Genomic DNA, 12,683 nt, shown 5'->3' with positions numbered 1-12,683 from the left:
CTACTGCGTCACCCGGTAGGCGTCGAAGACCCCTTCGACCGCCCGTACCTGCTTCAAGATGGCGCCGAGGTGCTTGGTGTCGCCCATCTCGAAGCTGAACCGGCTCTTGGCCACGCGGTCGCGGGTGGTGGTCAGCGAGGCCGAGAGGATGTTCACGTGCTGGTCCGAGAGGGCCATCGTGATGTCGGAGAGCAGCCGGGCGCGGTCGAGGGCCTCGACCATGATCTGCACCAGGAACGTCGAGGACGCCGTGGGTGCCCACTCCACCTCGACCAGCCGCTCGGGCTGGGCCCGCAGCGAGTCGGCGTTGGTGCAGTCGGCGCGGTGCACCGAGACGCCGGCGGCCTTGGTGATGAAGCCGATGATGTCGTCGCCGGGCACCGGGGTGCAGCAGCGCGCGAGCTTGACCAAGACGTCGGAGACGTTGCGCACGATGACGCCGGAGTCCTCGGCGCTGCGCGAGCGGCGGCGGCCTCGGGTCATCCGCGGCGGCAGCGTGGCCTCGGCCAGGTCCTCCTCGACGCCGGCGGCGCCACCGTAGAGCTCGATGACCTTGCGCACCACGCTCTGGGCGCCGACGTTGTTCTCCCCCACCGCCGCGTAGAGCGCAGAGACGTCGGCCAGGTTCATGTCCTGGGCCACCAGGGTGAGCGAGTCGTGGGTCAGCACCCGCTTGAGCGGCACGCCCTCCTTGCGCAGCAGCCGAGCGATCTGGTCTTTCCCCTGCTCGATCGCCTCCTCGCGCCGCTCCTTGGTGAACCAGTGACGGATCTTGCTGCGCGCCCGCGGTGACTTCACGAAGCCCAGCCAGTCGCGGCTGGGCCCGGCCTGCGGCGACTTGGAGGTGAAGACCTCCACGACGTCGGAGTTCTCCAGCGTCGACTCCAGCGGCACCAGCCGGCCGTTGACCCGGGCGCCGATGGTGTGGTGCCCGACCTCGGTATGGATGGCGTAGGCGAAGTCGACCGGGGTGGCGCCGGCCGGCAGCTGGATCACCTGGCCGCGCGGGGTGAAGACGTAGACCTGGGCGGCGTTGATCTCATAGCGCAGCGAGTCCAGGAACTCCCCGGCGTCGCCGAACTCGTTTTGGAACTCCACCAGCTGCCGCACCCAGGGCATGTCGGCCTCGGCGACCTGGCGGTCGGTGTCGACGCCGTTGCGCGAGTCCTCCTTGTACTTCCAGTGCGCGGCGACGCCGTACTCGGCGGTGCGGTGCATCGACCACGACCGGATCTGCATCTCCACCGGCTTGCCCTCCGGGCCGATGACGGTGGTGTGCAGCGACTGGTACAGGTTGAACTTGGGCAGCGCGACGTAGTCCTTGAAGCGGTTCTGGATGGGCGTCCAGCGGTTGTGCAGGATGCCCATCACCGCGTAGCAGGTGGCGGCGTCGTCGACCAGGATCCGGATGCCGACCAGGTCGTAGATGTCGGAGAACTCGCGGCCGCCGTGGACCATCTTCTGGTAGATCGAGTAGTAGTGCTTGGGCCGGCCGGTGACCTTGGCCTTGACCTTGGCCTCCTTCAGGTCGGTCTCGACCCGCCCGATCACCTCGGAGAGGAACTGGTCGCGCGAGGGCGCGCGCTCGGCCACCAGCCGCACGATCTCGTCGTAGATCTTGGGGTGCAAGGTGGCGAACGCGAGGTCCTCCAGCTCCCACTTCAAGGTGTTCATGCCCAGCCGGTGGGCCAGCGGGGCGAAGATCTCCAGGGTCTCGCGGGCCTTGCGCTCCTGCGTCTCCTGCTTGAGGTAGCGCAGCGTGCGCATGTTGTGCAGCCGGTCGGCGAGCTTGATGACGAGCACCCGGATGTCGCGGCTCATCGCCACGATCATCTTGCGGATGGTCTCCGACTGCGCCGAGTCGCCGTAGCGCACCTTGTCGAGCTTGGTGACGCCGTCGACCAGCAGCGCCACCTCCTCGCCGAAGTCGGCCCGCAGCTGGTCCAGGGTGTAGTCGGTGTCCTCGACGGTGTCGTGCAGCAGCGCGGCCACCAGCGTCGGCTCGGTCATGCCGATGTCGGCCAGGATGGTGGTGACCGCGAGCGGGTGGGTGATGTAGGGGTCGCCGCTGCGCCGCAGCTGGCCCTCGTGGTGACGCTCGGCGGTCAGGTACGCCCGCTCGATGAGGGCGAGATCGGCCTTGGGGTGGCTGGCGCGCACGGCGCGGAACAACGGCTCCAGCACCGGGTTGGCCGACTGGCTGCGACCCAGCCGGGCCAGCCGGGCCCGCACCGAGAGGCCACCTTGCGTGGTGCCCGACGTGGTGACCGGCGGGGTGACCTGGGTCGACTCGGGCGCCTGCTGCACCGAGCGCTCCTGCGGCCGGGTCGCCCGCTCCCGCGTTGCCGCGCGCGAGGGTGCCGTCGGTCCGGTCGTGGTGGGCGTCGCGGCCGTCTCGACCTGGGCCGAGTCGAGCGGCTCGCGCTGCGCCATCGGCACTCCTGGGTAGCTGGTCTATCCAGTCTAGAACGTGTGGAGAACGTGCAGCGGCACGTCGCCGAGCACCTCGCGCCCGGGCAGGAACGAGAGCTCCATCAGCACCGCCACCGCGGCGATGGTGCCGCCGGCCCGCTCGACGAGGTCGACCGCAGCCCGCGCGGTGCCGCCGGTGGCCAGCACGTCGTCGACCACCAGCACCCGGCTGCCGGCGCCGATGGCGTCGGTGTGCAGCTGCAGGGTCTCCGAGCCGTACTCGAGGTCGTAGGAGATCTCGGTGGTCTCGTGCGGCAGCTTGCCGGGCTTGCGCACGGGCACGAAGCCGACGCCGAGGGCGAGGGCCACCGGGGCGGCCAGGATGAAGCCACGCGCCTCGATGCCGAGCACCACGTCGACCTGACCGCGGTAGGGCTCGGCCAGCGCCTCGACCACCTCCGCGAAGCCGGCTGCGTCGGCCAGGAGCGGCGTGATGTCCTTGAACAGCACCCCCGGCTCGGGGAAGTCCGCGATGTCGCGGACCAGCCGGGTGATCGTGTCGCTCGCGCTCACTTGCGGCCCCGCTTGGAGCGGGGCTGCCGGTTCGGCTGCTGACGCCCCGAGGCGCGCGACTCGGTGACGGGTCCCTTCGACTCGGGGGCGACGCGGCCCGAGCCGGTGGCCTCGGGGCGGCGGACGCGGGCCGGAGCGGCGAGCGGCTCTTCCTCGACGCTCTGCGTCGTCGAGAGTCCGTCGTCGGCGCCGGTGGGCTCCTCGGCGATGGGCATGTCCTCGGAGAACACCGGGACGCTGGCGTAGCGGTCGACGTCGCGGCGCTGGCGCGCCTTCGCGCGACGCTCGGCCTCGGTCACGGCCTTCTCGTTCGACTTCAGCTGCACCACGAGCGGCGTGGCGACGAAGATCGAGGAGTACGTGCCCGCGGCCATGCCGACGAACAGGGAGAGCGCGAGGTCCTTCAGGTCGCCCGCGCCCAGCGTGGTGACGCCGACGTAGAGGATGGCCGCCACCGGCAGCAGCGCGACGATCGAGGTGTTGATCGAGCGCACCAGCGTCTGGTTGACCGCGAGGTTGGCCGCGGCGGCGTAGGTGGTGCGCTTGGACTTGAGGTTCTTGGTGTTCTCGCGGACCTTGTCGAACACCACGACGGTGTCGTAGAGCGAGAAGCCCAGGATGGTCAGCAGTCCGGTCACGGTGGCCGGCGTGACCTCGAAGCCCGAGAGGGCATAGACGCCGATCGTGATGAGCACGTCGTGCGCCAGGGCCACCAGCGCGGCCACCGACATCTTCCATTCTCGGAAGTAGGCCCAGATGAACAGCACCACGAGCACCAGGAACACGATCAGCGCGGTGAGCGCCTGCTGAGCCACCTGCTCGCCGTAGCTGGGCCCGACCGCCTGCTCGGAGACGCGCGACTCGCTGACGTCCGCCGTGCGAGCGATCACCTGCTTGATCTGGTCGGACTCGCTCTGCGTGGCGTTCTTCGTCGAGACGCGCAGTGCCTTGTCGCCGGTGGTGACCACGGTCGGCTCGGAGGCGGCGTCGATGCCCGTGCCCTGCACCGCCGCCTTCACCTCGTCGGCCGCGTCCTGGGTGTTCTGCCCGGTCTGAATGTAGGAGACCGTGTACTGCGTACCGCCCTTGAACTCGATGCCCAGCTCGAGGCCCTTGATCGCCAGGCCGCCGATGCAGGCCACGAGGATGACGCCGGAGATGGCGTACCAGAGCCACTTGCGACCGACGAAGTCGACCGAGACGTCGCCCTCGTACAGCGCGTTGCCCAACCGCGAGAAGCGTCCCATCAGGCCCTCCCTCCTGCGGTGCTGCTCTGCCGCATGCCGTGGTGCCCCTCGTCGACGCCGAGGGTCTCCGACGACAGCCCGGAGAGCCGGTGCCCGGAGCTGAAGAACCGCACCCGCGCCAGCGCCGTCATCGACGGCTTGGTGAACCAGAAGAACACGGCGAGGTCGATCAGCGTGCTCACGCCCAGCGCGAACGCGAACCCGCGCACGACGCCGATGGTGAAGATGTAGAGCACCACGGCGGCCAGCAGCGAGACGGCGTCGGCGGCCAGGCAGGTGTTCCGCGCCCGCGCCCAGCCGAGCTCGACGGCGACCCGCATCGACTTGCCCGCGCGCATCTCGTCGCGGATGCGCTCGAAGTAGACGATGAAGGAGTCGGCGGTGATGCCGACCGCGACGATCAGCCCGGCGATGCCGGGCAGGGTCAGGGTGAAGCCGGCCGTCCTGGCCAGCAGCAGCACCACGGCGTAGGTGACCACACCGGCTACCAGCAGCGAGCCGATGACCACCACGCCCAGGCCGCGGTAGTAGAGCAGGCAGTAGACCATCACCAGCAGCAGACCGATGACGCCGGCGAGGATGCCGGCCGAGAGCTGGTTGCCGGCCAGCGAGGGCCCGACCTGGTCGACGGTGGAGTCGAACCGCAGCGGCAGGGCCCCGTACTTGAGCGAGTTCGCCAGCGACGCGGCCTGCTTCTGCGTGAAGCTGCCGGTGATCTGCGGCTGGCCGTTGAGGATCGGCGAGCTGACCGTGGCGTAGGAGATGACCTTGCCGTCGAGCACGATCGCGAAGAGCTTTTCAGTGCCAGCCAGCTGGGTGGTGATGGTCCCGAAGGTCTTGACCGCGCTGCCCTTCAGGCGCAGGTCGACGGCCCAGCTCGTGCTGTTCTGGGGCTGACCGTAGGACGCGGTCTTGAGCGAGGTTCCCTCGACGACCGCCTTGGACAGCAGGAACTTGTTGCCCTGCCCGTCACAGGTGACGAGCACCTGGTCGGGATCGTCGGCGGCCGGCGCCAGCGACTTGCCCTTCGCGGGACAGGTGTAGGCGGCGAGCTTGGCCTGCTCCGCGGCGGGCGGGTTGTCCATCCACGCCAGCTTGTCGGCGAGGCTGTCGCCGTCGACGTCGGCCGAGGAGGTCGGAGAGGCAGTGGGTGTGGCGGTCGCCGTGGGCGTGGGTGTCGACGTCTTCGACGCCTTGCCGCTGGGCTGGGCACTGGGTGTCGGGGTGGTGTCCAGCTTCGGCGCGACCCGTCCCTTCGGCGTGGCGGTGCCGCTGGTGCTGGCCTTCGGCGAGGCCTGCTGGCTGGCCGTGCCCGATGGGCCGGCCGAGGGGCTGGCCGAGGAGCCGGCCGAGGGGCTGGCCGACGTCGAGCCCGACGGGGTCGCGCTCGGCGAGGTGGTCTGGCTGCTCGCACGACCGGCCAGCGGCGAGCCGGTGGCCACCAGCCGGAACCGCAGCTGGGCGGTGCGCTTGACCGTGTTGACCAGGTCGGTGGAGTTCTTGCCCGGGATCTCGACCACGATGTTGCGACCGCCCTGGGTGGTGACGCTCGCCTCCGAGACGCCGCTGCCGTTGGCCCGCTGGTCGATGATGTTGCGGGCCAGCGCGAGCTGGCTGGCGGTGGGCGTCTTGGTGGCGGTCAGCGTGATCCGCGTGCCGCCTTCCAGGTCGAGGCCGAGCTTGGGGTGCCAGAGCGACTCGCCCTTCTGCGAGGGGCCGCCCACCAACACCAGGCCGTAGAGCGCCGCCACGACGATGACGAAGATCGCCAGCGTGCGACCCGGCTTCGGGGTCCTCTTCGCCACCTGCTCAGCTCTCCTCGGTCGGGGCAACGGTGCCCATGTCGGTGCCGGTTCCGGTCTTCCGGGAGCTGCTGCGCAGCTCCTCGGGGAGGTCGTCGACCTTGCGGACGACGACCTGGCGTGCCACCTCCACGACCGTGCCCGGCGCGATCTCCAGACGGGCCCGCGCCTCGTCGAGCTCGCGGATCGTGCCGAAGATGCCCGCCGAGAGCACCACCCGGTCGCCCACGGCGAGGTCGCGCTGGACCTTCGCCGTCGACTGCTGGCTGCGGCGCGCCGGCCGCAGCACGGCGATGTAGAAGATCACCAGGAGCGCGATGAGCACGAGGATCGAGTAGGCCTCGGACGACACGGTTCGAACTCCAGCGCTCGGGATCATGGACGCACGTCAACCGACGTGACGGCGGCGCGCCCGGCCGCGAAGCGGCGGCGAGCCGACCCCGGGAGTGTAGTCAGACGGAGTCGTCGGGATCGAACAGCACCTGCTGCTGGCGAGGCACCGCGAGCCCCAGGTGACGCCACGCCGCCGGGGTCGCCACCCGGCCCCGCGGGGTACGCGCCAACAGCCCGGAGCGCACCAGGAAGGGCTCGGCGACCTCCTCGACGGTCTCCCGCTCCTCCCCCACGGCCACCGCCAGGGTGCTCACCCCCACCGGACCGCCGCCGAACCGGCGGCACAGCACGTCGAGCACGCCACGGTCGAGCCGGTCGAGCCCGGACTCGTCGACCTCGTAGAGCTCCAGCGCGCGCCGGGCGACGTCGAGGGTGATCACGCCGTCGGCGCGGACCTGGGCGTAGTCGCGCACGCGGCGCAGCAGCCGGTTGGCGATCCGGGGCGTGCCGCGCGAGCGCGAGGCGATCTCGGCCGAGCCGTCGTCGGTCAGCGCGACGTCGAGCAGCCCCGCGGAGCGGTTGACGATCAGGTCGAGCTCGCGGGGCTCGTAGAACTCCAGATGGCCGGTGAACCCGAACCGGTCGCGCAGCGGACCGGGCAGCAGACCGGCCCGCGTGGTGGCACCAACGAGGGTGAACGGCGGGATCTCCAGCGGGATCGCCGTGGCGCCGGGGCCCTTGCCGATGACGACGTCGACCCGGAAGTCCTCCATCGCCATGTAGAGCATCTCCTCCGCCGGGCGCGACATCCGGTGGATCTCGTCGACGAAGAGGACGTCGCCTTCGTTCATGCCCGAGAGGATCGCGGCGAGGTCGCCGGCATGGGTGATCGCCGGTCCGGAGGTCAGCCGCAGCGGCGAGCCCATCTCGGCGGCGATGATCATGGCCAGCGTCGTCTTGCCCAGGCCGGGAGGACCGGAGAGCAGCACGTGGTCAGGTGCGCGGCCGCGACCGCGCGCGGCCTCCAGCACCAGTGCCAGCTGCTCGCGCACCCGCTCCTGGCCGACGACCTCGTCCAGGGTGCGCGGGCGCAGCGCGGCCTCGAGCGCCCGCTCGTCGCCGGTGGCCTCGGCCTCGACGACGCGGGTGGCGAGGTACTCGGTCTCCGCGGCCTCCAACGGGTCCATCAGCGAGCGAGCACCTGCAGGGCGGCGCGCAGCAGTCGCGCGACATCCGTGCCGTCGGCCTCGGCCTGCGGCGTGACGGCGTCGACCGCCTTGTCGGCCTCCTTGGCCGACCAGCCCAGGCCCACCAGGCCGGCGTGCACCTGGCTCTGCCAGCCGGCCGCCGCCGGGGCGTCGGTGCGCTGCGAGGGCACGCCGACGGGTGCGCCGATGCGGTCCTTGAGCTCGAGGATGATCCGCTGCGCGCCCTTCTGGCCGATGCCGGGCACGGCGGTGAGCGTCTTGACGTCGTCGGCGGCCACCGCGCGGCGCAACTCGTCGGGGCTGTGCACCGCGAGCATCGCCTGGGCCAGCTTCGGCCCGACCCCGCTGGCGGTGAGCAGGAGCTCGAAGGTCTGCTTCTCGTCGTCCTCGGCGAAGCCGAAGAGGGTCAGCGAGTCCTCTCGCACGACCATACTGGTGGGCAGCGTGGCGCGCTGCCCCTGCCGCAGGTCGGCCAGCGTGCGCGGGGTACACATCAGCTCCAGCCCCACGCCGCCGACGTCGAGGACGGCGGAGGTGAGCTCGAGGCGGGCGACGGTGCCGGTCACGAAGGCGATCATCTGCTGGCTGCTCTCTGCAGGGCGTTCTCGATGCGAGACTGGGCGCCACCGCGCCAGATGTGGCAGATGGCCAGCGCCAGGGCGTCGGCGGCGTCGGCGGGCTTCGGGGCGGCCTCGAGCCGCAGCAGCCGGGTCACCATGGCACCGACCTGCGCCTTGTCGGCCCGGCCGCTGCCGGAGACCGCGGCCTTGACCTCGCTGGGCGTGTGCAGCGCCACCGGGATCTCCCGGCGCGCGGCGACGACCATCGCGATGCCGCTGGCCTGGGCGGTACCCATCACGGTGCGCACGTTGTGCTGGCTGAAGACCCGCTCGACGGCGACCGCGTCGGGGCGGTGCTCCTCGATCCAGGCCTCGAGGCCCTTCTCGATCGTCACCAGCCGCCGCGCGACCGGCAGCGCGGGGTCGGTACGCACGACGCCGACGTCGACCATCCGTAGCGGCCGGCCGACGTCGCCCTCGACCACGCCGACCCCGCACCGGGTCAGCCCGGGGTCGATCCCGAGCACGCGCATACTCACCTCAGCGACTCGTCTACGAACAAGTGTTCGTCAGGGTAGTCGGAACGGGGCGTCGGGGCCGGCTGCGACGCGCCGGGGTCCGTTCCCCATGGTGCCGTGGGGAACGGACGGTTCCCACGATGGACGCATCGTGGCAAGCGACCGTTCGTCGTGGGAAGCACGGCGCCCCTCAGGCGTCGACGGTCTCCAGGACGTCGTCGGGGATGTCGAAGTTGGCGAAGACGTTCTGCACGTCGTCGAGGTCCTCGAGCGCCTCGAAGAGCCGCAGCACCTTGCCGGCGCCGTCGTGGTCGAGCTCGACCTGCATCGAGGGGACGAACGAGGCGTCCGCGGAGTCGTAGTCGACGCCGGCGGCCTGCAGCGCGGTGCGCACGGCGACCAGGTCGGTGGCCTCGGTGACGACCTCGAAGGACTCGCCGAGGTCGTTGACGTCCTCGGCGCCGGCCTCGAGCGTGGCCTCGAGGACGTCGTCCTCGCTGACGCTGCGGCCCTCCTGGGAGGTCGGCACGATGATGACGCCCTTGCGGTGGAACAGGTAGGACACCGAGCCCGGGTCGGCCAGCGAGCCGCCGTTGCGGCTCATCGCGGTGCGTACCTCCATGGCCGCCCGGTTCTTGTTGTCGGTGAGGCACTCGATGAGGAACGCGACGCCGTTGGGGCCGTAGCCCTCGTACATGATCGTGGCGTACTCCGCGCCGCCGGCCTCGGCGCCCGAGCCGCGCTGCACCGCGCGGTCGATGTTGTCCTTCGTGACCGAGGACTTCTTCGCCTTCTGGATCGCGTCGTAGAGCGTCGGGTTGCCCGCCGGGTCGCCGCCGCCCATGCGCGCGGCGACCTCGATGTTCTTGATCAGCTTGGTGTTCAGCTTGCTGCGCTTGGCGTCGACGACGGCCTTCTTGTGCTTCGTCGTCGCCCACTTGGAGTGGCCGGACATGTCAGCCTCCCTTCTACGTTCGTTGCACCAGCCGGTCCACGAAGTAGCGGTGCAGGCGCGTGTCGGTTCCGACCTCCGGGTGGAACGACGTCGCCAGCAGCGGACCCTGCCGGACCGCGACGATCCTACCCACGGCGCTCTCCATGTCCCTGGCCTCCCCGAAGCGCGCGAGCACCTCGACGCCCGGCCCGACGCTCTCCACCCACGGCGCGCGGATGAACACCCCGTGCACGGATCCGTCGAGGCCCTCGACCTCGACGGGCCCCTCGAAGGAGTCGACCTGACGGCCGAAGGCGTTGCGCCGCACCGTCATGTCGATGCCGCCGAGGGTCTCTTGGCCGGCGATGCCGTCGAGCACCCGGTCGGCGAGCAGGATCATCCCCGCGCAGGTGCCGAAGGCGGGCAGACCCTCGGTCAGCCGCTGGCGCAACGGCTCGAGCAGCCCGAACCGGTGGGCCAGCTTGACCATGGTCGTCGACTCCCCGCCCGGCAGCACCAGGCCGTCGACGGAGTCCAGCTCCTCGGGCCGGCGGACGGCCACGGGCTCGGTGCCGACCTCGGCCAGCGCGGCGAGGTGCTCGCAGACGTCGCCTTGGAGCGCGAGCACGCCGATGCGGATGTCGGTCACGGCTCCTAGTCTCGTGGCGTGCTGCAGGTGACGCCCAACGGCCCCTATGGCAAGGACCGGCATCCGGCCTTGCCCATCGCTGCCGGCGAGGTGCTGGCCGACCTCCGAGCCTGCTTCGCCGCCGGCGCCGAGGGCGTCCACCTCCACGTCCGCGACCACGACGGCGCCGAGACGCTGGCTCCCGAGCACGTCAACGCCACCTGCGAGGCGGTCCGCGCGGTCGCCGCCGACCTCGGCCTCACCGTGGAGGTCGGCCTCACCACCGGAGCCTGGATCCACCCGGGCCTCGCCGAGCGCATCGCCATGGTGCGCGAGTGGCAGGGGGTGGACTGCGCCACCGTCAACCTGTCCGAGCCGGGCTACGAGCAGCTCATGGCGGCCATGCTCGACGTCGGCATCGGCGTCGACGTCGGGCTGTGGGCGCCGCAGGAGCTGCCAGGACTCCTCGACTCCGGGCTGCTCCCCCACGCGCAGCGGGTGAGCATCGAGCTCGACGAGGGTGAGCCCTACTTCCTCACCGGCGACCCGCTCGAGGTGGCCGCCCGCACCAACGACGCACTCGACGCCGCGGGCTCGACCTGCCCGCGGCTGACCCACGGTGCCGGCCCATGGACGTGGCCCCTGGTCCACGACGCCTTCCGGCGCGGCCACGACACCCGCGTCGGCTTCGAGGACTCCACCGCGCTCCCGGACGGCACGACCGCCGCCGACAACGCCGATCTGGTGCGACACGCGGTGCGCATCAGGAACGAGACCGACCCGGCGGGCTCCTAGCGCCGGCCCCCACGTCAGCGCCCCCGGGTTGGCGGCGGGCTCAGCGGCCGGCGGTCATCGTCTGGGTGCCCAGGACCCGCAACAGGTCCAGCCGGTCGGCGTCCTCGCTGCCCGGCTCGGCGGAGTACACGGTGAGGGTCTGGTCGGATTCGGGGATCCCGAGCCGCTCGCAGTCGAGATGCAGCAGGCCCACGTCGGGGTGCTGGACGACCTTGGTGCGCCCGGTCCACACCTGAGCCGGCGCCTCCCGCCACAAGGACTCGAAGCGCTCGCTGCGGCCGCGCAGCGTCGCGAGCAGCCGAGTAAGGCCGTCGTCCTCGGGGTAGGCCGCCAGGCAGGCGCGCAGCTGACCCACCGACCGGCGGTCGGTCTGCTCGCGCTCCTCCTCGCCGACCACCAAGCGGTCGCCGTCGCCTAGGAAGCGCTGCCAGGCCAGGTTCCGCTCGTGCGGGCGCAACCGCGACCAGTCGCCGAACAGGGCCGAGGCCATCGCGTTCCAGGCCAGGATGTCGCTCTTGGCGCTGAGCACCATCGCCGGCAGGTCGACGAACCGGTCGAGGAGGCGCTGGACACTGCCGCGCACCACCAGGTCGATGGACCCGGCCCTCGGCGGCGCCACGCCGGCCAGCGCGAACACCTGGTCCTGCTCCTCCTCGCGCAGCCTCAGCGCCCGGCTCAGCGCACGCAGCACCGCCGCCGACGGGTGCGGGCCCCGTCCCTGCTCCAGCCGCACCACGTAGTCGACGCTCACGCCGGCCAGCGCGGCCACCTCCTCGCGCCGCAGGCCGGGCACCCGCCTGCGATCACCGGCCGGCAGCCCGACGTCGGCCGGCTCCACCCGTGAGCGGGCGATCCGCAGCACCCGGGCCAGCTCCTCGCGGTTCACCGCTCCAGTCTGCCGCGCCGGGCTCGCGCGCACCTGGGACCGCGGGTACCAGGCTGGGGCGTCCCTGGAACGGCCGATGGCCGCCGATCACGGTGGAGGCATGACAACTGCACTGATCACCGGCGCCAACAAGGGCATCGGACTGGAGACCGCCCGCCGGCTGCTGGGCCTCGGCTGGACCGTCTGGCTGGGCTCGCGCGACCCCGAGCGCGGCCGCGAGGCCCTCGCGCAGCTCGACGGCGACGTCCGGCTGCTCGACATCGACATCACCGACGACGCCTCGGTCACCGCCGCCGCGGCCGCCGTCGCCCCGACCGGGCTCGACGTCCTGGTCAACAACGCCGCTATCGCCTCCCAGCAGGCCGGCGAGGTGCCCGACGCCGCGGAGCTGGGCGGGGTCCTCGCCGTCAACCTGCTGGGCACGACCCGGGTGCTGCACGCCTTCGTTCCGCTGCTCCACGGCTCGCACGACCCGCGGGTGGTCCAGGTCTCCAGCACGCTCGGCTCGTTCGCGCTGGCGTCCGACCCGGCCACGCCGGCCGAGCTGTTCCACTACCCGACGTACGCCGTCTCCAAGGCCGCGCTCAACATGCTGACGGTGCAGCTGGCCCGTACGGTCGACGGGATCCGGTTCGTGGCCGTGGAGCCCGGCTACACGGCTACCGACCTCAACGGGCACTCCGGCACGCAGACACCGGCCGAGGCGGCGGCCAACGTCGTCGCCGCCGCGACCGCGGACCTGGCGACGGGCAGCTTCGTGGGCGCCGACGGCGCCATCGCGTGGTGA

The 12,683-nt window shown here is 71.5% G+C and carries 13 protein-coding genes; 2 read left to right on the top strand and 11 right to left on the bottom strand.

The genetic code is table 11. The features are described 5' to 3' along the window. From D9V37_RS05545 to pdxT, 10 genes are all read right to left on the bottom strand, one after another. Complete coding sequence (locus D9V37_RS05545) at positions 1-2,433, bottom strand: RelA/SpoT family protein (protein WP_121805167.1); 2,433 nt, start codon at positions 2,431-2,433, stop codon at positions 1-3. A 30-nt stretch (positions 2,434-2,463) separates the two neighbouring features. Continuing rightward, positions 2,464-2,985: an adenine phosphoribosyltransferase gene (locus D9V37_RS20390; protein WP_198412394.1), complete on the bottom strand. Its 522-nt coding sequence runs from the start codon at positions 2,983-2,985 to the stop codon at positions 2,464-2,466. Further along, entirely contained in the window at positions 2,982-4,232 is a 1,251-nt protein-coding gene (secF, locus tag D9V37_RS05535; protein WP_121805166.1) for a protein translocase subunit SecF, read from the bottom strand. The genes D9V37_RS20390 and secF overlap by 4 nt, the downstream gene beginning before the upstream one ends. Further along, entirely contained in the window at positions 4,232-6,037 is a 1,806-nt protein-coding gene (gene secD, locus D9V37_RS05530; RefSeq protein ID WP_121805165.1) for a protein translocase subunit SecD, read from the bottom strand. Before secD ends, secF begins: the two co-directional genes overlap by 1 nt. 4 nt (positions 6,038-6,041) lie before the next feature. Further along, positions 6,042-6,386 (bottom strand): preprotein translocase subunit YajC, encoded by a 345-nt coding sequence (gene yajC / locus D9V37_RS05525; protein ID WP_158604385.1) that lies wholly within the window; start codon positions 6,384-6,386, stop codon positions 6,042-6,044. Between the two features lie 100 nt (positions 6,387-6,486). Next, positions 6,487-7,554: a Holliday junction branch migration DNA helicase RuvB gene (ruvB, locus tag D9V37_RS05520; RefSeq protein ID WP_121805163.1), complete on the bottom strand. Its 1,068-nt coding sequence runs from the start codon at positions 7,552-7,554 to the stop codon at positions 6,487-6,489. Then, the gene (ruvA, locus tag D9V37_RS05515; RefSeq protein WP_121805162.1) at positions 7,554-8,153 is read right to left on the bottom strand and encodes a Holliday junction branch migration protein RuvA; all 600 of its coding nucleotides are present in this window, start codon (positions 8,151-8,153) and stop codon (positions 7,554-7,556) included. Before ruvA ends, ruvB begins: the two co-directional genes overlap by 1 nt. Further along, positions 8,150-8,668, bottom strand: a complete 519-nt coding sequence (ruvC, locus tag D9V37_RS05510) for a crossover junction endodeoxyribonuclease RuvC (RefSeq protein WP_121805161.1) — start codon at positions 8,666-8,668, stop codon at positions 8,150-8,152. The genes ruvA and ruvC overlap by 4 nt, the downstream gene beginning before the upstream one ends. Before the next feature lie 175 nt (positions 8,669-8,843). Then, positions 8,844-9,608, bottom strand: a complete 765-nt coding sequence (locus D9V37_RS05505; RefSeq protein WP_121805160.1) for a YebC/PmpR family DNA-binding transcriptional regulator — start codon at positions 9,606-9,608, stop codon at positions 8,844-8,846. 13 nt (positions 9,609-9,621) lie between these two features. Then, positions 9,622-10,236 carry a pyridoxal 5'-phosphate synthase glutaminase subunit PdxT gene (gene pdxT, locus D9V37_RS05500; protein ID WP_232524766.1) on the bottom strand — a complete coding sequence of 205 codons (615 nt, stop codon included), beginning with the start codon at positions 10,234-10,236 and terminating at the stop codon, positions 9,622-9,624. 18 nt (positions 10,237-10,254) lie between these two features. Here pdxT and D9V37_RS05495 point away from each other — a divergent pair, with 18 nt between their 5' ends. Next, the gene (locus tag D9V37_RS05495) at positions 10,255-11,010 is read left to right on the top strand and encodes a 3-keto-5-aminohexanoate cleavage protein (RefSeq protein WP_121805159.1); all 756 of its coding nucleotides are present in this window, start codon (positions 10,255-10,257) and stop codon (positions 11,008-11,010) included. Between the two features lie 40 nt (positions 11,011-11,050). On the opposite strand, the gene D9V37_RS05490 is transcribed toward D9V37_RS05495, so the two are convergent. Next, positions 11,051-11,896: a helix-turn-helix domain-containing protein gene (locus D9V37_RS05490; protein WP_121805158.1), complete on the bottom strand. Its 846-nt coding sequence runs from the start codon at positions 11,894-11,896 to the stop codon at positions 11,051-11,053. A gap of 100 nt (positions 11,897-11,996) precedes the next feature. Between D9V37_RS05490 and D9V37_RS05485 the strand changes: the two genes are divergently transcribed. Next, entirely contained in the window at positions 11,997-12,683 is a 687-nt protein-coding gene (locus D9V37_RS05485; protein WP_121805157.1) for an SDR family NAD(P)-dependent oxidoreductase, read from the top strand.

This window comes from Nocardioides mangrovicus (assembly GCF_003674065.1).
GTDB lineage: Bacteria > Actinomycetota > Actinomycetes > Propionibacteriales > Nocardioidaceae > Marmoricola > Marmoricola mangrovicus.
Note: the sequence above shows the minus strand (reverse complement) of the source record. Positions and strands in the feature narration are given on the sequence as shown.

Coding starts and splice junctions, on each gene's coding strand:
- D9V37_RS05545 (WP_121805167.1), bottom strand. CDS start 2,433: ATGGCGCAGCGCGAGCCGCTCGACTCGGCCCAGGTCGAGACGGCCGCG.
- secF (WP_121805166.1), bottom strand. CDS start 4,232: ATGGGACGCTTCTCGCGGTTGGGCAACGCGCTGTACGAGGGCGACGTC.
- ruvB (WP_121805163.1), bottom strand. CDS start 7,554: ATGGACCCGTTGGAGGCCGCGGAGACCGAGTACCTCGCCACCCGCGTC.
- ruvA (WP_121805162.1), bottom strand. CDS start 8,153: ATGATCGCCTTCGTGACCGGCACCGTCGCCCGCCTCGAGCTCACCTCC.
- ruvC (WP_121805161.1), bottom strand. CDS start 8,668: ATGCGCGTGCTCGGGATCGACCCCGGGCTGACCCGGTGCGGGGTCGGC.
- D9V37_RS05505 (WP_121805160.1), bottom strand. CDS start 9,608: ATGTCCGGCCACTCCAAGTGGGCGACGACGAAGCACAAGAAGGCCGTC.
- D9V37_RS05485 (WP_121805157.1), top strand. CDS start 11,997: ATGACAACTGCACTGATCACCGGCGCCAACAAGGGCATCGGACTGGAG.